The following is a 21,717-nucleotide window of genomic DNA, read 5'->3' on the forward strand; positions in this document are numbered from 1 at the left end:
CGAGTAACCCATTCTATGGGGCTAAAGTTCTTAAGTATCTAACGACAAATTTTAGACCATACTCAAAGTAGGGTTCAATCAAATCTCCCGTTATAACCCTTGCTAATCAATACTTTTTTGAGCTCATCCAAAGTTGTTTTTAGTTAAACAAAGTTATTAAAAAGTATTAACAAATGTGAAGAATTAAGTATATTTCACAAATGTTAAATTCCAACACTTGCGCAACCGTATTGTAACCAATTTTAACGTTTTACCTACTAAGTAGTAGCCAAAAATGCCTCAAACAACCAATATTTTGTGGTTTGATTGTTAAATTATTGAGTGTTTTTTAAAGCAACGGCTGAGAAGCTGAAATGCATCATTTGGCACTTTCAGATATGATGGGGACCTACTTAAAAGGAAACATTATGCAAGACGTTATTGATATATCTTGGTGGCAGTTATTGTTCTTCAGCTCACTTCTCTTGCTACCCATCACGATCAACCACAAGTTAAAACTCGGCCTTGGCAAAGAAGCTTCTATCAGCATCATTCGTATGGTTATTCAGCTATTTCTGGTGGGACTTTACCTAGAATACTTGTTCACTTTGAATAGTTTGTGGGTCAATTTGCTGTGGTTATTTACGATGATTATCGTCGGTGCAAGCTCGATTGTTGAAAAATCTAGACTGCCAAGAAACCTACTTTTGGCTCCTGTCGCCGTTAGCCTTGCGGTAACTTGTGTACCTATTGTCTTGTTCATCTGCTTTTTCATCATTAAGCCGACACCGGTTTTTAACGCGCAGTACCTTATCCCAATCGCAGGGATGTTATTGGGTAATAGCTTAAGCAGTAATATCGTGGCATTGCAGAACCTGTTTAGTGCCTTTGAAACACAGAAATCAGAATATGAAGCAGCAATCGCGTTAGGCGCGTCTCCTACTTATGCTGCTGCGCCTTTTGTACGTAATGCGATACAGAAAGCGATGTCCCCTATCATGGCCTCTATGGCAACCACAGGCCTAGTAACGCTGCCGGGAATGATGACGGGGCAGATCTTAGGTGGTGCTTCACCGATGATCGCGATTAAGTATCAACTGATGATCATGCTGGCGATTTTCGTGATGATGAGCTGTTCTTTAGCACTTGCGCTTCACCTCTCATTGAAGACATCTCTGACCAAAGAAGGGCGAGTTCTCGCTCAAATACAGCCTTCGAAATAGCCTCCCTGCTCCACTTAGATCTGGTTACTCACTGAATTTGAGACAGGTTATCCACAGAAACTGTGGATAACCAAATCAATATAGATCCTTTTTTGTCCATTTCGACCCAAGGAAAGATCATCGCCTTTGATCTTTGGGTGATTTCAAAGACATATACACACATGGTGATCAGCGCTGTTGCGTACTCAGATGATCATTAGAGAGATGAAGAAGTAGGTTTTCCACAAATAAAAAACGGCCTGCAATGCAGACCGTCTTGTAAATGTCATAAGTCAGTTCAGTGTTTTCACTGCGCTTTAACTCATCTCGTCAACTGAGCTAGTCACGCCATCTTTGTCGATAGCGCCACCTTTATTAGTCACGTAGGTAGATCAACCAGTACCACATGCCAACAAAGATACCGCCGCCAATGATGTTACCGATGGTAACGGGCAGCAAGTTGTTCATTAAAAAGTCCATCATGTTCAGATCAACGTAGTCCGCTGGGTTAGCGCCTGTCATTGTCCAAAATTCAGCTGGAGCAAATGTTTTGATGCCGATAGCTAAAGGCACTTGGAACATGTTCGCAATACAGTGCTCAAAACCAGCCGATACGAACATCGCTACAGGTAAAATCATTACCGCAATTTTGTCAGTCAGTGTGCGTCCACTAAACGTCATCCATACCGCGATACAAACCAATACATTACACATGATGCCGAGCGCGATAGCTTGGATAAAATCGTGGTGCATCTTATGTTGGGAGATCGCCATTGCATTCAAACCCACTTGACCGTGGTCGAACATGTACTGTTTGGTCAGTAACATACAAGCCACCAGCAGCAATGCGCCAATCAAGTTACCTACATAAACTGTAGCCCAGTTCTTAACGAGCGTGCGCCAAGTAATCTTGCCACTTGCACGAGCAACCAGAGTCAGCACCGAACTGGTAAATAGCTCACCGCCGGTAACAACAACGAGAATTAAGCCCAAGCTAAATGCAAGGCCACCTAATAGGCGAGTAATTCCCCAAGGCAAATCACCAGCTCCAGTCGTTACGATGGTGTAGAACACAAACGCAATACCGATATGGATGCCAGCGGAAATCGCTAGGAGAAAAGATTTGATTGGATCTTTGGTTGCTTTACCTACGCCAATATCTGCAGCGCGCTCAGCCATTTGTGGCGGTAATAATGAGTCAAATTGGTTTAGATTCATGATGATTTACATTTTGAAACATGTCGTCGGGAGCGCGATAATCCTCTCTTTCATTTCTGAATTCAAGAGCTATTTTAGGCTCAAAATGCCTCTCACAGCCTTGTTGAAAGCAAATAGTCCGAGTTATTCCAAATTCATACGACTTTAGTAGTAAAAAGAAAACTCTGCTGAATGATTAGTTATCAGAATAGAAAATAACACACCTATAAATATCAACAAGTTACGTTAAAACCCAAAGAATAACGTACACTAAAATGGCTCACAGAGCGCTTTTATTTCTAGATTTTGACATAGATCAACAGAACGTAAAAAAGCGCCCTAAGGCGCTTTTAACTCAATCACAAATAAAGAAATTAGTGATGCTAAACCGAAGGTTCAATCACTTCTTCTGATGATTGTTCTAGGGTTGAATCCTCTAGAGTAGATTCAACAGCCGGGGACATCACATCAGAGTCACTTTCGTTGGCCACTTTGCCACCTAAGCTTTTCAAACTATCCACTAACTCTTCTAAGCTTTTTATGTGAGCATCACTCTTGGTAATCTGCTCACCGAGCAACTCACTGTGCTTGGTTGCTTCAGACAGTTGCTGCGCTTGCTTCTGGTTTTCAGACTCTAGCTTAGCCAATTGCTCAGTCAAAGTTTCAATCTCTGACTTTAAAAGCCCTGTCATATCAGAGCTTTTTAACGCCTTAACACTCGCGACAATCTTCTGTGATTGCTGACGTAAGCCAACATCACGGTAATCTTCATCATTAACGATTTGTGAAATGCTCAGTAACTGGTTCTCTGCATTCAAAACCGACTGTTCGAACTGGTCGCCTTTTACGCTCGCCAGCACTTTGACTTCATGAGCGACACTGCGCACGTGGTTCAACTCAAACTCTGCAGCGTGAACCGCATCTTCAATGATCGACTTTTCACGAGGGCTAGCTTTCACTTGGCTTTCAGCCAACGCAATTTGAGATGCCGCCTTAGCAAAGGTTAGAGGAGCAACGTCATCAAAGTCTTCATCTTCCAAGAACTCTAATTCGTTCTTCAAAGGTTCGATGTATTTCTTATGCGCCACTTTAACTTCTAGTAAGCGAGCATTGTTAAGAAATTCCACCTGAGCTTCTTGAGCGTCTTCAAGCTCATCGACCAGCACATACTCGAACAACTCGCTGTATTCTGAATACAAGCGTTTGTAGCTCGAGGTAAACATGGTATCTGCGCCAAGAAACTTCAGGTAATCCATTTGGACAATCGAATCAGCGAGTACTCGGTCAGCCTTCTTCTTTAACACTAAGATCGAGTCATAGTTTGATTTGATCAAAGCGATTTTTTCATCTAACGCTTCTGCGTAAGTTAGGCTCGAAAAAATGGAGTAACTCTTGGTTATTCGAGTTTCGTCTTTCAGTAAGTCCGCATAAATGCTTTCAGCATCATCCCATGCGTCTAATAGTTCATTGTAATTCTCTGGTGCATAGAGAGACAATTGAGCATGGTCTTCAAGCTTAACTTCCCATTCGGAGTAAACGCTTTGGACAGACTGAAATGAACGGACCTCTATTGTAGATTCATTATTGTTGTTTGTGGTTTGGTTCGCGTCTGTCTGCTCTGAGGGTGTGCTTTGACAACCTGAGATAGCAAATAGCATACTGATCGTTAATGCTACTTTGTTCGCTCTCACTTATGCATATCCTTTTTATACAATATTCGCTCAATGCAAATTATTTCTAGTCACAATATATTACAACCACTTAGCAATAAACATCATTGATGATTTAAGTGGGTACAAATCACCCAATATAACCAAAATAAACTCATCACTCGATGATTAATCAATCAATTTGGTATCACTTATCAATTCTCTTTATTTGCTATTGCCTGAGCCGAGAATGCGCACTAAGGTGAAGGTAGAGAACGTTATGAATATATAGGTTAATTATGAAGTACAACGCTGAACATATTGCTGATTTAAACCTCCTTCTTCAATTTGATGTAAGTAGTGCTGCTACTGGAATTAAAGTTCATCAAGAGGCTGCTCAAGAAACTCAAGACGCTGTTAAGCGCCTATTCGAAAAAAACCTTTGTACTCAGCCAGACGGCGGTTATCTAACAGATGAAGGTATCGAGATGGCAGAGCGCGCAGACAAGCTTCTTCGCGTACTAAACTAAAGCTCCATTGTTCTAGTAAAAACTCCACTTGCTTCGGCCGTGGAGTTTTTTCATTTTTGGGCAAAGCTTTGTTAGGCTTAATGTAAATTCGTCATTTGCAGTTGTGAGGAACACATGGCTTCTATATTTATTGTCGGTGCAGGATGGGTAGGTGCACCTTTATCTGAACATTTAGAAAAACATGGTAACCGAGTGGTGGTCACGAAAACGACCCAAGCGGGAGCAGATGCCATTAGTAGCGAACAAATTCCATGTGAAGTGTTTAGCTTTGATTCATCCGATCCACAACAGACTATCGGGCGACTCTATTCATTGTTACTCGAAAACAACACTGAAATTGTGATTGGCAGCTTCCCTCCTGGCTTTAGAAAAGGAGCAGGACAAGAGTATGCCGACTACTGGCAGCAACTCACCAATGCATGTCAAAAGGCCAACATTAAAAAGCTCATTATGGTTAGTTCAACTACGGTATACCCAACCAAGCCGGGTGTGCTGAACGAGCTGGATGCATCACTCCCTCTTTCGACATCAGATAACGAGCACGCTTCTTCATTTTCCGATAACGCACGAATCATGCTGCAAGCTGAACAGTCAGTGATTGATTCCGGTATCGACTACACCATTCTTCGCTTTAGTGGCCTAATAGGCCCAAGCCGTCACCCATCACGCTTCGCAAGCAAGTTAAAACAAGTCAGCACTCAAGCTCCAGCCAACATGCTGCACCTTGATGACGCGATTGGTGCTGTCGATTTCGCTATCAGTCAACTGCACAACGAAGTAGTTAACGTGACCACGCCAAATACGGTTAGTAAGGCGGAGTTTTATGCCGCGGCATTGAAAAGCGCCAACAGCAGTGAGCCTCTGCCCGCTGTTGTTGATACCCCAGACAAGTTAATCTCTTCGAAGAAGATTCTCGACTTAGGTTATTCATTTAAATTCGAATCCACACTGGACGCACTTCATGACTGAACAATCTATTGCTAACAAAGATCCCAACATAAAACTGCATCGCTCAGTCGACACCCTTTGGAACTTTATGTCGATGGGTCACAAGGTTACGCCTTCCGACTGTATCTTTGTATTGTGTAGCAACGATACTCGCGTCGCGGAATATGCAGCCGAGCTTTATCACCAACAGATCGCGCCTTACATCGTTTTTTCTGGCGGTGTGGGACGCTTTACCGAAGGGAGCTTTGAGCGCTCAGAAGCTGAAACATTCGCTTCTATCGCGCGAGATTGTGGTGTGCCTGACTCTGACATTATCATAGAGAAACACGCGACAAATACTGGGGAAAATGTACGATTCACTCATGAGTTGCTGACAGAAAAAGGGTTATCGCCGAAGAGGCTAACCTTAGTTCAGAAGCCCTTCATGGAGAAACGTACCTACGCCACCTTCAGTAAACAGTGGCCTGACGAAACTTCCGAGATTACCGTGACGTCGCGATGGCAAAACTGGGATGATTACTTTAACGAAGAGCTACCGTTAGATATGGTGTTAGGCGCATTAATTGCTGATTACGAGCGAATCAAATCCTACCCAGAGAAAGGCTTTCAGATTGAGATGTCGATCCCCGACGACGTTGACCACGCCTATCAAGCATTGAAGAAGCTCGGTTTCGAATAAATCAAAAGATCGACTTCGAATAAAACAAAAGCTCGATTGGGAATAAAACAAAAGCTCGGCTTGGAAGAAAGCAAAACACAGGCCTAATAAACAAAAACGGTGACACTTGGTCACCGTTTTTCGTTCTTTCGCGTCAGCCAATAGATCAGCTTATTTGCCTAACGCTTCTTTGTAGTGCAGACGGCAAACAGAAACGTATTTGTCGTTACCGCCAATAGCCACTTGGTCGCCTTCAGCAATTGCAACACCGTGCTCGTCGGTACGAATGACCATGTTCGCTTTACGGCCACAGTGACAAATTGTTTTAAGCTCAACAAGTTTATCTGCCCAAGACAATAAGTAACGGCTGCCTTCAAACAGTTCACCCAAGAAATCGGTACGTAGGCCGTAACAAAGTACAGGGATGTGCAGCTTATCAACCACTTCTGTTAATTGGTACACCTGCTCTTTCGACAAGAACTGACATTCATCGATCAAAACACAATGACGCTTTTCTTCCTCATTGAGCTTTTTGATCGCATCAAACATGTTGGTGTCATTTTTAAACAGCTGAGCTTCAGATTGCAGACCAATTCGTGAGCTCACTTTACCGATACCATAGCGATCGTCCAACGCTGCCGTAAAGATCACTGGCGTCATGCCGCGCTCTTGGTAGTTGAATGAAGATTGAAGAAGCGTTGTTGATTTACCCGCATTCATTGCCGAGTAATAAAAATACATCTGAGCCACAGAAATATTCCTGTTAATTAAAAGTTGAAGATAGAAAAGGTGAAAATAGAGAATTCGTGCTAGAAAAAAGGGCTGAAAATCAGCCCTTTTTATAAGATTTACTTACGACGCCAAGTCGTACCTTCTGGGCCATCTTCCAGAACAATACCCAACTCGTTTAGCTTATCACGTGCAAGATCGGCGTTTGCCCAATCCTTTGAAGCACGAGAATCGTTACGCAGTTTGATCAACGCTTCGATTTCAGCCACTTCGTCGTCGTTACCTGCCGCATCACCTTGTAGGAAGGCTTCTGGCTCTTGGTGAAGAATACCGATGATGTCTGCTAGTTCACGCATCAGTGCACCAAGTCCGCTTGCTTTTTCGATGCTTTCAGGCTTGATACGGTTGATTTCACGAGCCATTTCAAACAGTACTGAATAAGCTTCAGGTGTGTTGAAATCATCGTTCATCGCTGTAGAGAATCGAGTCACGTACTCTTCGCCACCAGCAGGAGCTGCTGTAAGGTCTAGGCCACGAAGTGATGTGTATAGACGCTCTAGTGATGCGCGAGCTTGGTTTAGGTTATCTTCGCTGTAGTTTAGTTGGCTACGGTAGTGACCAGACATTAGGAAGTAACGTACCGTTTCAGCATCGTAATGTGCTAGCACGTCACGAATAGTGAAGAAGTTACCCAGTGACTTAGACATCTTTTCTTTGTCTACCATCACCATACCACTGTGCATCCAAGTATTTACATACTGAGTGCCGTGCGCGCAGCAAGACTGTGCGATTTCGTTTTCGTGGTGAGGGAACTGCAGATCTGAACCACCACCGTGGATATCGAAGTGGTTACCAAGAATAGACGAGTTCATTGCTGAACATTCGATGTGCCAACCTGGACGCCCCGGGCCCCATGGCGATTCCCATGTAGGTTCACCTGGTTTAGACATCTTCCAAAGAACGAAGTCTAATGGGCTACGTTTTGCAGATTCAACATCAACGCGAGCACCCGCTTGAAGCTGATCAAGGTCTTGCTTAGAAAGCTTGCCGTATTCGTCGAATTTCTTTACTTCGAACATCACGTCGCCGTTGCTTGCAACGTATGCGAAACCACGTTCAATCAGCTTTTCAACAAGCTCGATGATTTCAGTGATGTATTCTGTAGCACGAGGCTCAACATCTGGACGTTTCATGTTCAATGCATCAAAGTCTGCGTGCATCTCACCAATTAAACGCTCAGTCAGAGAGTCACAAGACTCACCGTTTTCGTTAGCGCGTTTGATGATTTTGTCATCGATATCTGTGATGTTACGAACGAAGTTCAAATCGTAACCAAGGTAACGAAGGTAGCGAGTTACTACGTCGAAAGAAACGAACGTACGACCATGACCAATGTGACAGAGATCGTATATGGTTACCCCACAGACATACATGCCGACTTTGCCAGCTGTAATTGGTTTGAATTCCTCTTTCTGTCTTGTGAGCGTGTTATATATCTTCAGCATGATCTCTATCTATTTTATGGATTAATCAAAAATAAGCTCGCAGTATAACAAGTCATACCTTAATAGGTAATCCCCAAAAGCAGGAATTACCTCAAACATCCGAGTTAACCTAATGATTTGGTGATTTGAAAGTCTGCCAACATGCGCTAGAATTCGAACTTCATATTAAAAAGACAGTAAGGTAACAATCATGATCATCCTTCACACAAATTTTGGTGACATCAAAGTTCAACTTAACGAAGAAAAAGCACCAGAAACAAGCGCAAACTTTCTACAGTATTGCCGTGACGGTTTCTACGACAACACACTATTCCACCGTGTTATCGATGGTTTCATGATTCAAGGCGGCGGCATGACTTCTGGCCTTAAAGAAAAAGCGACTCGTGCAACGATCAAGAACGAAGCAAACAACGGTCTAGCGAACAAAGTTGGTACACTAGCAATGGCTCGTACTATGGAACCGCATTCAGCGAGCTCTCAGTTCTTCATCAACGTTAACGACAACTCTTTCCTAAACTTCCGTAGCGAAAGCCTAGACGGTTGGGGCTACTGTGTATTCGCAGAAGTTGTTGAAGGCATGGACATCGTAAACAAGATTAAAGGTGTTAGCACTGGTTCTATGGGTATGCACCAAGATGTACCTCTAGAAGAAGTGATCATCACTGGTACTACAATCGAAGCTTAATTACTTGCTTTCGGTTAGTATTAATAATTGATGAGCCGATAAAATCAGGATACAGGGAGCGAATCGCTCCCTTTTTTTAGACCTATGAAAACATATTTTATATCAGATCTGCACCTTTCTCCGTCACGACAAGACATCACAGACTGCTTCTTAACCTTTATGAAAAAGGAAGCCATAGAAGCGGATGCACTTTACGTGTTAGGCGACCTTTTCGAATTCTGGGTTGGTGACGACGATAAGAGTGAGTTCGCAACTTCTATCCGCCAAGCGTTTATCGACTTAGTGAAAACAGGCGTGCCTTGTTACTTTACTCAAGGGAACCGTGACTTCTTAGTCGGCAAAAAATTTGCTAAGCAAACGGGCGTGAAACTTCTCAACGAAGTTTCTACGATCGATATCTACGGGAAAAAAGCGGTAGTGTTGCATGGTGATACCCTATGTACTGAAGATGTAAAGTACCTCGCCTTTCGCGAAAAAGTGCATCAGCCATGGTTACAATGGGTCTTCAACCGAATCCCATTTTTCATCAAGAAGAAAATTGTTTCTAAGGTTCAATCAGATATCAAAGATGACAAGCAGACCAAGTCTCTCGACATCATGGATGTGACACAGCAAGAAGTCGAAGATGTGATGGAACGAAACAATGTCGATCTGATGATCCACGGCCATACTCACCGCCCAGATATCCATACATTTAATGCTAACAATTGCACTAAAACCCGTATCGTACTTGGCGATTGGTATACACAAGGCTCAGTGCTGGTGTTCACGCCGCAAAGTTTTGAACTACAGAATCGAGCGTTTAGCAATAGCTTTTAACATCACGCTTAAACTTTCACTTTGATTATTATTGTCGGTCAGACTTTCTTAGAAAGTGTATGGTAATTTCTAGTGAATTAGCTATTATCTCTCTACCAGAAATAAACCGAACACAGTACCAAGTTGAAATATTCATACGTAGCGCGTCAACCAATACTCGACACAGGCAAGAAAACCATAGGTTACGAGTTGCTATTCAGGGATGGTCCTAAGAACACTTTCCCTGAAGTAGAGCCGGAGCTCGCTACTAGCCGTTTGCTTTCCGATCACTTCTTATCGACCCACTATAATACGTTGGGTGATAAGCTTGGGTTCGTGAACTTCCCATACGCAAGCCTAATCAACTTAGTCCCTACTCTGTTCCCCAAAGAAAGCCTCGTTGTTGAAGTTCTTGAAGACTGTGAACCGACAGACGAATTACTTGAAGCAATCAAAACCATCTTTGACGCGGGTTATACCATTGCGCTAGACGACTTTGTGCCAAGTAAAGCTTGGAAGCGCTTCTTACCTTACGTTTCGATTATCAAGTTCGATATCCGTTTGACGCCAATTGCCAAAGCAGCGATGTTTATGAACTCTCTCAAAGGACTAGATATCAAGTTCCTTGCTGAGAAAGTGGAAACGTACGAAGAATACCAAGAAGCAAAGAAAGCCGGCTTCACCTACTTTCAAGGTTACTTCTTTAGCAAGCCTGAGATGATCCAAACGCGTGCGCTCAACCCGGCATTCCTGACGACCGTTCAGCTATTAAAAGAGATTGCACACGATCCTATCGACTTTGGCGAAGTCGAGCGTTTGATTACGCTCGATGTGACCATGTCTTACAAGCTACTTACCTACGTAAACTCCGCGGGTGGTTCACCAACAACGATTCGTTCATTCCGCCAAGCGCTTATTTACCTTGGTGAACAGAAGCTGCGTAAATTCGTCTCACTGGTGGCTATCGCCTCTGCGAAAGAAGATAAGCCGGACTCACTCTATGGCTTAGCGGTAATACGCGCACGTCAGTGTGAACTCTTGGTTGAAAAGATGAATGTTAAGGTAGAGCCTGGACAAGCCTTTTTGACCGGTATGTTTTCTCTATTGGATTCACTCTTTGACCAACCATTGAAACAAGTACTCGATTCAGTGCCGATTGACCTAGAGATCAAACAAGCCTTGATTCAACGTAAAGGCGTGTTGGGTGCAGTATTGGCGATGGTGGTTGCGTATGAACAAGCTCGATGGGATGAAGCGACTCGTATTCGCCAGCTTCTCAAACTGAGTGAAGCTCAACTTGGTCAAGCTTATGACGAAGCGACGACTTGGGCTCAAGAGTTATTGTCTCCAGCTTTGAAATAGTAAACTTCGCGCTAACACTTTGATAATTTCAATAGAAACTAAACTTTGGTGAGCGATCTTTTCTTGGTAAACTCCCACGCATTCATTTATGGCCTCTTAATAGAGGCCATTTTTACAGGATCTGACTATGCCTTTATGCCCATGCGGTAGCAATAATACTTACCAACAGTGCTGTGAATCAGCGCACCTTAACCACAGTGCCGTTGAAACACCTGAGCAGTTGATGCGCTCGCGTTATTCGGCGCACGTGTTGGGTTTGGTTGACTATGTTGTTGCGACCTACCACCCTAGCTGCAATGCCGAAGCACAAAGAGAAGGCATCGCCGAATCTATCGACAGTGATTGGGCAGGGTTAGAGGTCATCGATACTGCGGCAGGCTCGCACCAAGACGAAGGCTTTGTTGAATTTAAAGCTTACTTCAATGAAGACGGCGCACAATACTGCATGCAAGAGCGCTCTCGTTTCGTTCGTGAAAACGGCCTATGGTTCTATATCGACGGTGAGTTCCCAGAGCAAAGCCAACCAGAACCAGAAATCGATCCTCGCTTAAACCAAACGGTTGAAAGCTTCAAGATTGGCCGCAACGACCCATGCATTTGTGGAAGTGGGAAGAAATATAAAAAGTGCTGCGGGTAACTCGCACGGCTAAGAAGTCAGATTAATAGAAGAGATTCCTGATGTCGCTTAGGCTCCTCGGAATGACGTAAAGTCAGAGTTTAGAAAAGTGACGTAGGGCTTAGAAATCTTGAAATCTTGAAATCTTGAAATCTTGAAAATTCAAAAGCTAAAAAGCCCCGTAAACATATTTGTTTACGGGGCTTTTATCTATCTGTTACGTAGTTCGATTAATCTAAACAGAGCTTACTTATGGCGCTCTTTTAATTTGTTCACCACATCGTTCATCGATAAGCCTTGGTCTTGTAAAAGAACCATCAAGTGATAAATCAAGTCTGCTGACTCACACACTAATTCCGCCTTATCGCCCGACGTCGCCGCAAGCGCGACTTCAACGCCTTCTTCGCCCACTTTTTGCGAAATACGCTTGGTGCCACGGGCATATAGACTGGCAGTATAAGAAGATTCAGGGTCTGCGTCCTTGCGGGCAGCCAGTAGCTGCTCAAGCTGATGAAGCCACACCATCTGAGACTCTTCTTGCTTGTCTCCATCCCAACATGTTGTTGTACCTGTGTGGCACGTTGGGCCAATGGGATTAACTTTAACCAGTAAGGTGTCGCTGTCACAGTCCAAGGCGATGTTTTGCAGTTGCAATACGTTGCCCGACGTTTCACCTTTCGTCCAAAGACGCTCTTTGGTGCGAGAGAAAAACGTCACATTGCCTGTTTCACCGGTTTTCTCAAGTGCTGCTGGGTTCATGTATCCCATCATTAACACTTGGCTCGATTGGTAATCTTGAACAATAGCTGGCACTAAGCCATCGACTTTTTCCCAGTTAATACGCTCTGACAATGCGCCTACTTCTGTTTTTGATAAGCTTGCGGTTTCAAAACTCATAGTCGCACCTCTACATCTTGTTGTTTTAAATATTGTTTAAGTTCACCAATATTGATGACTTGCTTGTGGAATACCGAAGCCGCTAGCGCTCCATCCACGTTGGTCTTCTTATAGGCTTCAGCAAAGTGCTCCATCGCGCCAGCGCCACCAGAGGCAATCAATGGCACATTACACACTTCACGCACCATGTTTAACTGATCGATGTCGTAGCCGTTACGAACGCCATCTTGGTTCATCATGTTTAACACAATCTCACCTGCGCCACGCTTCTGTACTTCCTGCACCCAATCTTTGGTTTCCCATTTGGTTGCTTTAGTACGCGCTTCATCGCCAGTGAATTGGTAAACCTGATATTTACCGGTTTCTTTATCGAAGTATGAATCGATGCCGACAACGATACACTGCACGCCAAACTTATCAGCAAGGTCAGTGATCAGTTCAGGGTTAGCCAGTGCAGGTGAGTTGATCGATACTTTATCTGCACCAAACTCAAGAATGCGCGCTGCATCTTCTGCTGATTTAATACCACCAGCCACACAGAAAGGAATATCGATCACTTCAGCTACGCGTTTTACCCAGCTCTTGTCGACAACACGGCCATCGCTTGATGCGGTGATATCGTAAAATACCAGTTCATCAGCGCCCTCTTCTGCATAGCGTTGGGCTAGCGGAACGATGTCGCCAATAATTTCGTGGTTACGGAACTGAACGCCCTTAACCACTTGTCCATCACGGACATCCAAACAAGGGATTATTCGCTTTGCCAACATGCAAATGCCTCCTCTGCGGTAAACTTACCATCAAGTAGCGCGCGCCCCACAATCACTCCAGCAACACCGCTGCCTTTAAGCGCTTCGATATCAGCTAGGCTGCCAATGCCGCCCGATGATTGGAACTGAACTTGTGGGTACTGCTTACAAAGATCAACGTAAAGCTCTACGTTTGATCCTTCTAGCGTGCCATCACGTGAAATATCGGTACACAGAACGTGTTTAAGGCCAACCGTGAGGTAGTCTTCAATTAGCGCTTCAATAGTCACTCCTGAATCTTCCTGCCAACCTGAAATCGCCACTTTACGTGTGCCGCTTTCGTCGATGTTGATGTCTAGAGCCAGCACGATTTTTTCCGCGCCGTACTTCTCCATCCAACCTTTCACCAACTCAGGTTGCTTAACGGCTGTAGAACCAACCACAACGCGCTGTGCGCCAGCTTCTAGCAGATCAACGACATCTTGTTCGTTACGCACGCCACCACCAATCTGGATGTTCGCAGGCGTGCTAGCAAGGAGCTTAGCAATCAAGTCTAACTGACGAGCCGTTGTGTCTTTTGCGCCCGTTAAGTCAACAAGGTGCAGCCAGCCAGCGCCAGCTTGGTGATACAGATTAAACTGCTCTGCTGGGTCTACTTTGTATTCTGTTACTTGCCCGTAGTCTCCTTGGAATAAGCGAACTACTTGGCCTTCAATTAAATCTAACGCGGGAATAATCATTTACATTCCTTATATGGCAACGTTAGCCGCTGCCTAATCCTTATTACAATTCCAAGAAGTTCTGAATCAGCTTAGAGCCTGCTTTCGAAGATCGCTCTGGGTGGAATTGAACACCATAATAATTGCCACTTTGAACTGCCGCAGTGAACGGATTACCGTAATCACATTGTGCGATCGTGTAGTCGCCCACTGGCATTGCGAAGCTATGAACAAAGTAGAAGTATTCGCCTTCTTCAATGTCTTTAAATAGCGGGTGATTAGGCGTTGCTGTTACTGTGTTCCAACCCATGTGTGGTAATGGTAAGTCGCCTGTTTGAAGTAAACGAACTTCACCATCACACAAACCTAGGCATTCAACTAACTCGTCAGCCTTCTGGCCTTTCTCTTGAGACAGTTTGCCTAACAGCTGCATACCCAAGCAGATACCTAGCAGAGGCTTCTCTACTTGCTTCACAAGGGTCACAAGGTCACGCTCTTGCAGGTTCTTCATTGCCTCACTTGCTGTACCTACACCGGGTAGGAATAGCTTGTCGGCAGCAAGAACCACTTCTGGTGCTTTTGAAATTTCAACTGCGTAGCCCAGGCGTTCAATCGCAAACTTCACCGATGAAACGTTGGCACAACCAGTATCAATAATAACGACTTTTTGCTCTTTCATACCGATCCCTTACAGAACGCCTTTGCTGCTTGGTAACTCGTTACCTTCAACTTTGATTGCTTGGCGAAGAGTACGGCCAAACGCTTTGAACAGGCTCTCAATGATGTGGTGATCATTATTGCCATCAGAAGAAAGGTGTAGTGTACAAGCCAATGTATCAGTTAGAGAACGGAAGAAGTGAACCACCATCTCTGTTGAAAGATCACCCACTTGCTCACGGCTGAATTTAGCATCGAACTTCAGGTATGGACGGCCAGAAAGGTCTAGCGCACACTGAGCCAAACACTCATCCATTGGTAGGCTGAAACCAAAACGGCCAATACCTCGTTTGTCGCCTAGTGCATCTTTCAATGCTTGACCTAAAGCCAGAGCGGTATCTTCTACTGTGTGGTGATCATCGATGTGCAGGTCGCCCTTCACAGTCAGGTTCATTTGGAAACCACCATGTGTCGCGATTTGATCAAGCATGTGGTCGAAGAAACCCATGCCGGTATCGATCTTATTTCCACCAGTTTCATCAAGGTTTACTGCCACCTTGATATCGGTTTCTTTAGTGGTACGAACTACTTCAGCAATACGCGCATTAACCGTCAGATCTTTAACGATTTGTGGCCAGTTAAGCGTGCCTTCAGTTGCCGCATCCGGGCCATATTGAATACCGCGGATAGCCATGTTCTCTGCCAGTTGAAGATCCGTCATTCGGTCGCCAATCACAACAGAGTGTTGGAAATCGACTTTACCGCCTTGTAGGTACTCTTTAACCATACCCAGTTTAGGCTTGCGGCAAGAGCAGTTATCTTCGTCAAAGTGAGGGCAAATAAGCACGTCGTCAAACTTAACCCCTTGAGATTCGAAGAACTCCATCATCATATTGTGTGGCGCATCGAAATCTTCTTGTGGGTAGCTATCGGTACCTAGGCCATCTTGGTTAGTGACCATCACTAAGCGGTAGCCAGCGTCTTGCAAAGCAAGCAGGCTAGGAATCACTAGCGGTTCGAATTTTAGCTTGTCTAAACGGTCTACTTGAAAATCAACTGGCGGCTCAACAATTAAGGTGCCGTCGCGGTCTATAAAAAGTATTTTCTGTTGTTTACTCACTTGAACTTCCTTTTAATTTTAAATCTGGTGGCCTAGCTAAAATCAAACGCTAACCCAAAATATTGGTTCCACTTGCTAGCCTGCGATTAATCAACTCAAACTGGCAAATGTTATTACTGGTAAGCCTTTCGTTACTGGTAAAAGTTACGAATGAATCCAAGTGTCTTTTCGCACTCTTCGCGGTTACCAATACTAATACGAACACAGTCTTCAATTGGTGAATTACGTAAGATGATGCCCGTATCCCAAGCCGCTTTAAATAACTCATCACCGTTCGGGAATTTCACCAGTAGGTAGTTACCCCAACCATCAAATACCGTCACTTGAGGCATACCTAATAGACCCGCTTGCAAATAAGCTCGGTTAGCACTTAAATCCAGAACTTGGAACTTAGCTCGCGCAAGTCCTTGCTCTGAAAGTGCTTGAACGGCAATGTCAGCAACAGGGATTGGCACAGGATAAGGCGCAATCACTTTCAACAGAACATCGATAAGCTCTTTATTCGCTAGCGTAAAGCCACAACGTAAGCCCGCCAAAGCAAAGGCCTTCGATAAGGTGCGCAGAATCGCTAGGTTTGGATATTGCTCAAGCAAATCAACGGTTGACGCTTCTGGACAAAAATCGATATACGCTTCATCCATCACCACAATCGCTTTGTCTTGTGTCATTTCAAGCAGCTTGATGATGTCTTTGCGATCAACCAAATTACCGGTTGGGTTATTTGGGCTACAAACAAACACCACTTTTACGTTGTCGAGTTGAGCTTCAATAGCTGGAAGATCCAATTGCCATTCAGACGTCAGAGGCACAACTTTACGCTCAACACCAATCGTCTCTGCACTGATTGCGTACATACCGTAAGTAGGTGGGCAGTAAAGAATAGCGTCTTCGTTCGGCTCACAGAAAGCACGAATCAGTAATTCAATGCCTTCGTCAGCACCACGTGTTGTCAGAGTTTGCTCTGATTTCACGCCTGCGTATTGAGCGTAAGCGTCAATCAGCTCTTTTGGCTGACATTCGCTGTAGCGGTTAAGACGAGACAAGTTCAGGTTGTACTCGTTATCAAACGGAGATTCGTTGGCGTTCAACCATACATCTCCGCTGCCACCAATGCGTCTTGCAGACAAGTAAGGTGTCAGAGCCTGAACTTGTTTTCTTGCTAACTTTTCCATGCCCTACCCTTATTTCGCTTTATTTAACTTTTCAACTCGGATGGTCACAGCGCGTTTGTGCGCATCCAAGCCTTCGGCTTCCGCCATTGTTACTACTGTTGGCGCTAGGCCTTTCAAACCATCAGCCGTTAGCTCTTGAACCGTCATTCGCTTAGAGAAATCAGCCAAACCTAGGCTTGAATACGTCTTGGTATAGCCGTAAGTCGGAAGAACGTGGTTTGTGCCTGATGCGTAGTCACCTGCAGATTCTGGAGACCAGTCACCCAGGAAAATTGAACCTGCATTGTCTAACAATGGCAGCAATTCACGTGGGTTCTTGGTTTGAACAATTAAGTGCTCAGGACCGTAGAAGTTCGAAATCGCAATCGCTTGAGTGAGCGATTCAGCAATGATGATTAAGCTTGAAGCCAATGCTTGCTGAGCGATGTTTGCACGAGACAGTTCTTTCAGTTGCTTCTGAACCGCTTCTGTTACTTGGTCTGCAACCACTGGAGATGGTGTTACCAAGACAACCTGAGAATCTGGACCGTGCTCCGCTTGGCTCAACAAATCCGCCGCAATGAAATCTGCATCTGCAGTTTCATCGGCAATCACTAACACTTCAGATGGGCCAGCAGGCATATCAATCGCCGCACCGCGGAAGTCATTGCTCACTTGACGCTTAGCTTCCGTTACGTACGCGTTACCTGGGCCAAAGATCTTATCGACTTTAGCCACACTCTCGGTACCGTAAGCCATTGCAGCCACCGCTTGACCACCACCAACGTTGTAAACTTCGTCGATCTTACAAAGCTTAGCGACATACAAAATTTCATCAGCGATTGGCGGAGGTGAACAAAGCACAACCTTACGACAACCTGCGATTTGAGCAGGAACACCTAACATAAGAACCGTTGACGGAAGTGGCGCACTGCCACCTGGAATATAAAGGCCAACAGTATTAATAGCGCGCGTCACTTGCTCACACACAACACCAGGCTGTGTCTCAACCTTAATTGGCTGTGGCTTTTGAGCTTCGTGAAACTTAGCAATATTGCTATAAGCTTGCTCTAACGCTTGCTTCATCTCTGGTGTTAGACGAGCACACGCCTCTTCGATCTCACCTGAACTGACTCGGATAGATTCTGGAGTCACACCATCAAACTTTGCAGTCAGCTCTCTAAGCGCGGCATCGCCTTCATTTCGTACTTTTGCAATAACATCAGAAACAGTCGCTGTGATGTTTGCACCTTCAGTAATAGCTGGACGCTCTAATACCGAGTCTTGCTGTGATTCACTTAAAGATTGCCAAACAACGGTTCTCATCGTCACTACCCCATCATTTTTTCGATTGGTAATACTAGAATCGAGCTCGCACCCAACTCTTTAAGCTGTTCCATTGTTTCCCAGAACAAGTTCTCTGTACTTACTAGGTGAACGGCAACTTTGTCTTTGTCTGTTGATAGTGGAAGAACCGTTGGATCTTCAGCACCAGGAAGTAATGCTTTGATCTGCTCTAGCTGAGATGTTGGCGCGTGAAGCATGATGTACTTTGACTCTTTCGCTTGTTGAACACCCTGCATACGTGTCAGTAGTTTTTCAATCAATGCAGTTTTGTCTGCGTCGAACTCACCAACACGTTGAATCAGTGTTGCTTTCGATTGGAAGATAGCTTCTGCTTCTTTTAGGCCGTTTGCTTCTAGCGTTGCGCCTGTAGAAACTAAATCTGCGATAGCGTCTGCTAGTCCTGCGCGAGGAGCAACTTCAACCGAGCCTGTTAGCATACAAGTGCTGAATTCAACACCCTGCTCATCCATGTAGGCTTTCAGTAGTTGTGGGTAAGTTGTCGCAATACGTTTGCCCGCAAGATCTTGTGGGCCGTTGTACACTTCATCTTTGTTGATTGCGATAGAAAGACGGCAACCACCAAAGTCTAAACGACGTAATGTGCGAAACTCTGATGGCTCTTTTAGAGCAACACGGTCTAGGCGAACTTCTTCCAGTTCATTTTCACCGATGAAACCAAGGTCAACCACACCATCCATGATAAGACCTGGGATGTCATCATCACGAACTAATAACAAGTCGATTGGCATATTTAGTGAATGAACAACTAGGCGCTCACCCATGATGTTAAATTTAACACCACATTTTTTAAGTAGGTCTTGGCACTCTTTACTTAAGCGACCTTTCTTTTGAATTGCGATTCTTAGGCGTTGTGTCTGCATTGCTGTATCCCTGTGCAAATATTTGAATTTATTGATTATTTAAAAGCGCTAAAACTAAAAAACCCTCGGAAGACTTTGTCATCCCGAGGGTTTAAATCTAAATTCTTTGACTTAACCTCCGGGAGAATTCTTGCTCCCGGGTATACGTAAATCTCCCCGAAAGACTAGATAGGGTGATGATGGTGATGAATGTTCATTACTAATTTACGCATACTTATAAGCTCTTCAGTTGTTTGCTTTCTTATCTCCACACTAACTAAGCTGAGATCCTTTTTCAACCATTTATTCGAACTTTTTTCACGAAACTTAAAATTAAATTAACAAGCACAAAAAAGGGAGGCTAATGCCTCCCTGATAGTTTACTGATTAGCTTTCAGTTTTAGCTTTTGCACGTCGCCATTTTGCAGCGAGAGAAGTAAGCCAATGCAAAACATACAGCAACAAACGTTAGAGACGCTGCGCCAAATGCGATGCCAATTGAAGATGTCATACCTAAGGTAATGAAACCAATGCACGATACGAACGCCACAGACAGCGCGTATGGAAGCTGAGTCGATACGTGGTCAATGTGGTTACAACGAGCACCTGTAGAAGACAAAATCGTTGTGTCTGAGATTGGAGAACAGTGGTCACCAAATACAGCCCCCGCTAGAACCGCACTTAGCATCGGCAGAATTAGCGCGATGTCAGATGCCGCAGCCATGTCGCCCGCGATAGGTAGCATGATACCGAACGTACCCCAAGATGTACCTGTCGAGAAAGCCATAATGCCAGCTAGAAGGAACAAGATAACTGGTAGCCAGTGGTAATCAATGCTGCCCGTTACTAGAGACGATAGGTAAGAACCTGTTTTCATGTCGCCGATTACAGAACCGATAGTCCAAGCGAACACAAGAATTAGGATAGCGCCAAACATAGAGCTTGCACCGATCCACATCGTTCTTGCGATGTCTGCCATAGACAGCTTCTGTTTGAATACAGTTGCTAGAGCTACGATTAAGCCGATAACGCCACCGTAAACAAGTGACTTGCCTACATCCGTGTTTTCAAACGCACCTAGAAGATTAAATGCTTGACCATCAGCAGTAAGCGCTTGGCCACCGGTGTAAAGCATCGCGGCAACCGTTGCTACGATTAGCGATACGATTGGCATAACCAGATCAGACACTGAACCGTTTTCGCTCTCTTCGATGTCTAGCTCTTCGTTTAGATCGTGCGCTTGCTTCTGGTCGTTATCGCCTTCAAAGCCACGGCCTTGAGATGCTTCGATCTCATGCTCACGCATCTTACCAACGTCTAGACCGAACCATGCCACTGCAAACACCATTAATAGTGCGAATACAGCGTAGAAGTTCATTGGGATAAGACGAACGTATGCACCCAGTGCAGAATACTCTGTCACACCGTGTGTCACTAAGATGCCACCAATGATAGTGATGATGTAAGCACCCCAGCTAGAAGCAGGCATGATCACACACATAGGAGCAGCCGTTGAATCTAGGATATAAGCTAGCTTAGCGCGAGATACATAGAAGCGGTCTGTTACAGGACGAGAGATAGCACCAACCGCTAGGCTGTTAAAGTAGTCATCAACAAAGATGAATACACCTAAAAAAGCAGCAAGTAGTTTTGAACCACGTTTGCTCTTAACGCGAGACTGTGCCCACTCCGCGAATGCGCGAGTACCGCCAGACAGTGTTAATAATGCCGTTGTCATTCCAAGAATAATTAGGAATGCAATGATGCTCATGTTCCAAGTGTTGATGCCGCCATCTTCGATGAAAACACCAGATGCTTTGGTAAACACGTAACTAGCTGCGTTACCTACTGAGTAGTCAGCAAGTAGAATCGCACCCATGATGATACCGACACCCAAAGAAACCAATACACGGCGGGTAACAATAGCAAGGCTCAAAGCCACAAGGGGCGGAAGCAAAGATAAAGGTGATGTTGCAAAATCTATTAAATTCATGATCTTCAAAAACCAGTTTTTTATTTGGCTAGAGATCTACTGCAGACAAACTTGATACGGCTGACCAAGCTCATGTTGAACTAAGCGAAAGGGAAGTGAACACTTCACCCAACCCTACAGTAGCGCTCCATAGTTTAAAATTAAGACTATGGCAGTGTTGTACCTATTGAGCACAACCCCAGCAAATTGCTTAGATATACAATTTACTTCGGCAATTACACCTTTCATTCCCGTTCATTGGCATCACCCCAACGGAAGTTACTTTTTATAATTGCACCTCTACGTGCGATAACATTATTAACCGTGTAAACCAGAGTTTAACAACAAATTAACCAACACCTCGCATCAGGTAGCCGCAATTGTACT

Annotated in this window: 21 protein-coding genes, 1 riboswitch and 1 other annotated feature; of the genes, 8 read left to right on the top strand and 13 right to left on the bottom strand. The window is 44.5% G+C overall.

All coding sequences use genetic code 11. From position 1 onward, the window contains the following. Positions 1–407 precede the first annotated feature (407 nt). The gene (locus MSG38_RS10100; protein WP_050621868.1) at positions 408–1,202 is read left to right on the top strand and encodes an ABC transporter permease; all 795 of its coding nucleotides are present in this window, start codon (positions 408–410) and stop codon (positions 1,200–1,202) included. A gap of 354 nt (positions 1,203–1,556) precedes the next feature. On the opposite strand, the gene focA is transcribed toward MSG38_RS10100, so the two are convergent. Together focA and MSG38_RS10110 are read right to left on the bottom strand one after the other, a co-directional pair. Next, a complete protein-coding gene (gene focA / locus MSG38_RS10105) occupies positions 1,557–2,399 on the bottom strand; it encodes a formate transporter FocA (protein ID WP_048614492.1) in 843 nt (280 codons plus the stop codon). 362 nt (positions 2,400–2,761) lie between these two features. Then, positions 2,762–4,069: an ATPase gene (locus tag MSG38_RS10110; protein ID WP_248401750.1), complete on the bottom strand. Its 1,308-nt coding sequence runs from the start codon at positions 4,067–4,069 to the stop codon at positions 2,762–2,764. A gap of 257 nt (positions 4,070–4,326) precedes the next feature. Between MSG38_RS10110 and MSG38_RS10115 the strand changes: the two genes are divergently transcribed. The 3 genes from MSG38_RS10115 to MSG38_RS10125 all read left to right on the top strand — a co-directional run bounded on the left by MSG38_RS10115 (position 4,327) and on the right by MSG38_RS10125 (position 6,184). Next, positions 4,327–4,557 carry a TIGR02647 family protein gene (locus MSG38_RS10115; protein ID WP_017060280.1) on the top strand — a complete coding sequence of 77 codons (231 nt, stop codon included), beginning with the start codon at positions 4,327–4,329 and terminating at the stop codon, positions 4,555–4,557. A gap of 114 nt (positions 4,558–4,671) precedes the next feature. Then, a complete protein-coding gene (locus tag MSG38_RS10120; RefSeq protein WP_248401751.1) occupies positions 4,672–5,526 on the top strand; it encodes an NAD(P)H-binding protein in 855 nt (284 codons plus the stop codon). Then, the gene (locus tag MSG38_RS10125) at positions 5,519–6,184 is read left to right on the top strand and encodes a YdcF family protein (protein ID WP_248401752.1); all 666 of its coding nucleotides are present in this window, start codon (positions 5,519–5,521) and stop codon (positions 6,182–6,184) included. The genes MSG38_RS10120 and MSG38_RS10125 overlap by 8 nt, the downstream gene beginning before the upstream one ends. A 150-nt stretch (positions 6,185–6,334) precedes the next feature. Here the strand turns inward: MSG38_RS10125 and MSG38_RS10130 are convergent, their stop codons facing one another. Further along, positions 6,335–6,913, bottom strand: a complete 579-nt coding sequence (locus MSG38_RS10130; RefSeq protein ID WP_017060277.1) for a thymidine kinase — start codon at positions 6,911–6,913, stop codon at positions 6,335–6,337. Between the two features lie 98 nt (positions 6,914–7,011). After that, positions 7,012–8,397, bottom strand: coding sequence for a cysteine--tRNA ligase (cysS, locus tag MSG38_RS10135; RefSeq protein ID WP_017060276.1), 1,386 nt, complete (start codon positions 8,395–8,397; stop codon positions 7,012–7,014). A 190-nt stretch (positions 8,398–8,587) separates the two neighbouring features. On the opposite strand from cysS, the gene MSG38_RS10140 reads away from it, so the two are divergent. The 4 genes from MSG38_RS10140 to MSG38_RS10155 all read left to right on the top strand — a co-directional run bounded on the left by MSG38_RS10140 (position 8,588) and on the right by MSG38_RS10155 (position 11,879). After that, positions 8,588–9,082, top strand: a complete 495-nt coding sequence (locus tag MSG38_RS10140; protein ID WP_017060275.1) for a peptidylprolyl isomerase — start codon at positions 8,588–8,590, stop codon at positions 9,080–9,082. A gap of 84 nt (positions 9,083–9,166) precedes the next feature. Next, positions 9,167–9,901, top strand: a complete 735-nt coding sequence (gene lpxH / locus MSG38_RS10145; protein ID WP_248401753.1) for a UDP-2,3-diacylglucosamine diphosphatase — start codon at positions 9,167–9,169, stop codon at positions 9,899–9,901. Between the two features lie 123 nt (positions 9,902–10,024). Then, positions 10,025–11,242, top strand: coding sequence for an EAL domain-containing protein (locus MSG38_RS10150; protein ID WP_048614506.1), 1,218 nt, complete (start codon positions 10,025–10,027; stop codon positions 11,240–11,242). Between the two features lie 127 nt (positions 11,243–11,369). Continuing rightward, the gene (locus tag MSG38_RS10155; protein WP_248401754.1) at positions 11,370–11,879 is read left to right on the top strand and encodes a YchJ family protein; all 510 of its coding nucleotides are present in this window, start codon (positions 11,370–11,372) and stop codon (positions 11,877–11,879) included. A gap of 225 nt (positions 11,880–12,104) precedes the next feature. On the opposite strand, the gene hisIE is transcribed toward MSG38_RS10155, so the two are convergent. The 9 genes from hisIE to MSG38_RS10200 form a co-directional block, all read right to left on the bottom strand. Then, a complete protein-coding gene (gene hisIE, locus MSG38_RS10160) occupies positions 12,105–12,755 on the bottom strand; it encodes a bifunctional phosphoribosyl-AMP cyclohydrolase/phosphoribosyl-ATP diphosphatase HisIE (RefSeq protein WP_009848800.1) in 651 nt (216 codons plus the stop codon). After that, positions 12,752–13,525 (bottom strand): imidazole glycerol phosphate synthase subunit HisF, encoded by a 774-nt coding sequence (hisF, locus tag MSG38_RS10165; protein WP_048609396.1) that lies wholly within the window; start codon positions 13,523–13,525, stop codon positions 12,752–12,754. The genes hisIE and hisF overlap by 4 nt, the downstream gene beginning before the upstream one ends. Then, positions 13,507–14,244 (bottom strand): 1-(5-phosphoribosyl)-5-[(5-phosphoribosylamino)methylideneamino]imidazole-4-carboxamide isomerase, encoded by a 738-nt coding sequence (gene hisA, locus MSG38_RS10170; protein ID WP_012604374.1) that lies wholly within the window; start codon positions 14,242–14,244, stop codon positions 13,507–13,509. The genes hisF and hisA overlap by 19 nt, the downstream gene beginning before the upstream one ends. 43 nt (positions 14,245–14,287) lie before the next feature. Beyond that, positions 14,288–14,902, bottom strand: a complete 615-nt coding sequence (gene hisH / locus MSG38_RS10175; protein WP_132762641.1) for an imidazole glycerol phosphate synthase subunit HisH — start codon at positions 14,900–14,902, stop codon at positions 14,288–14,290. A 9-nt stretch (positions 14,903–14,911) separates the two neighbouring features. After that, positions 14,912–16,000: a bifunctional histidinol-phosphatase/imidazoleglycerol-phosphate dehydratase HisB gene (hisB, locus tag MSG38_RS10180; RefSeq protein WP_248401755.1), complete on the bottom strand. Its 1,089-nt coding sequence runs from the start codon at positions 15,998–16,000 to the stop codon at positions 14,912–14,914. A 131-nt stretch (positions 16,001–16,131) separates the two neighbouring features. Continuing rightward, positions 16,132–17,172 carry a histidinol-phosphate transaminase gene (gene hisC, locus MSG38_RS10185; RefSeq protein ID WP_048609393.1) on the bottom strand — a complete coding sequence of 347 codons (1,041 nt, stop codon included), beginning with the start codon at positions 17,170–17,172 and terminating at the stop codon, positions 16,132–16,134. 9 nt (positions 17,173–17,181) lie between these two features. Beyond that, complete coding sequence (gene hisD, locus MSG38_RS10190) at positions 17,182–18,483, bottom strand: histidinol dehydrogenase (protein WP_048617710.1); 1,302 nt, start codon at positions 18,481–18,483, stop codon at positions 17,182–17,184. Then, on the bottom strand, positions 18,483–19,379 hold the full coding sequence (gene hisG, locus MSG38_RS10195) for an ATP phosphoribosyltransferase (RefSeq protein WP_048617711.1): 897 nt from the start codon (positions 19,377–19,379) through the stop codon (positions 18,483–18,485). The genes hisD and hisG overlap by 1 nt, the downstream gene beginning before the upstream one ends. Before the next feature lie 53 nt (positions 19,380–19,432). Continuing rightward, positions 19,433–19,568 (bottom strand) — a sequence feature (His leader region). A 190-nt stretch (positions 19,569–19,758) separates the two neighbouring features. Then, positions 19,759–21,351, bottom strand: coding sequence for a Na+/H+ antiporter NhaC family protein (locus MSG38_RS10200; RefSeq protein WP_048609390.1), 1,593 nt, complete (start codon positions 21,349–21,351; stop codon positions 19,759–19,761). A 112-nt stretch (positions 21,352–21,463) separates the two neighbouring features. Next, a riboswitch (Lysine riboswitch) is annotated at positions 21,464–21,641 on the bottom strand. Between the last annotated feature and the right edge of the window lie 76 nt (positions 21,642–21,717).

Source organism: Vibrio sp. 1CM24A (assembly GCF_023161725.1).
GTDB lineage: Bacteria > Pseudomonadota > Gammaproteobacteria > Enterobacterales > Vibrionaceae > Vibrio > Vibrio coralliirubri.

Excerpts from the sequence above, each read along its gene's own strand:
- MSG38_RS10115 (WP_017060280.1), top strand. The coding sequence starts at position 4,327 with ATGAAGTACAACGCTGAACATATTGCTGATTTAAACCTCCTTCTTCAA.
- MSG38_RS10120 (WP_248401751.1), top strand. The coding sequence starts at position 4,672 with ATGGCTTCTATATTTATTGTCGGTGCAGGATGGGTAGGTGCACCTTTA.
- MSG38_RS10140 (WP_017060275.1), top strand. The coding sequence starts at position 8,588 with ATGATCATCCTTCACACAAATTTTGGTGACATCAAAGTTCAACTTAAC.
- cysS (WP_017060276.1), bottom strand. The coding sequence starts at position 8,397 with ATGCTGAAGATATATAACACGCTCACAAGACAGAAAGAGGAATTCAAA.
- hisG (WP_048617711.1), bottom strand. The coding sequence starts at position 19,379 with ATGCAGACACAACGCCTAAGAATCGCAATTCAAAAGAAAGGTCGCTTA.
- hisIE (WP_009848800.1), bottom strand. The coding sequence starts at position 12,755 with ATGAGTTTTGAAACCGCAAGCTTATCAAAAACAGAAGTAGGCGCATTG.
- hisA (WP_012604374.1), bottom strand. The coding sequence starts at position 14,244 with ATGATTATTCCCGCGTTAGATTTAATTGAAGGCCAAGTAGTTCGCTTA.
- MSG38_RS10200 (WP_048609390.1), bottom strand. The coding sequence starts at position 21,351 with ATGAATTTAATAGATTTTGCAACATCACCTTTATCTTTGCTTCCGCCC.
- MSG38_RS10100 (WP_050621868.1), top strand. The coding sequence starts at position 408 with ATGCAAGACGTTATTGATATATCTTGGTGGCAGTTATTGTTCTTCAGC.
- MSG38_RS10155 (WP_248401754.1), top strand. The coding sequence starts at position 11,370 with ATGCCTTTATGCCCATGCGGTAGCAATAATACTTACCAACAGTGCTGT.
- lpxH (WP_248401753.1), top strand. The coding sequence starts at position 9,167 with ATGAAAACATATTTTATATCAGATCTGCACCTTTCTCCGTCACGACAA.
- hisH (WP_132762641.1), bottom strand. The coding sequence starts at position 14,902 with ATGAAAGAGCAAAAAGTCGTTATTATTGATACTGGTTGTGCCAACGTT.
- focA (WP_048614492.1), bottom strand. The coding sequence starts at position 2,399 with ATGAATCTAAACCAATTTGACTCATTATTACCGCCACAAATGGCTGAG.
- hisC (WP_048609393.1), bottom strand. The coding sequence starts at position 17,172 with ATGGAAAAGTTAGCAAGAAAACAAGTTCAGGCTCTGACACCTTACTTG.
- hisF (WP_048609396.1), bottom strand. The coding sequence starts at position 13,525 with ATGTTGGCAAAGCGAATAATCCCTTGTTTGGATGTCCGTGATGGACAA.
- MSG38_RS10125 (WP_248401752.1), top strand. The coding sequence starts at position 5,519 with ATGACTGAACAATCTATTGCTAACAAAGATCCCAACATAAAACTGCAT.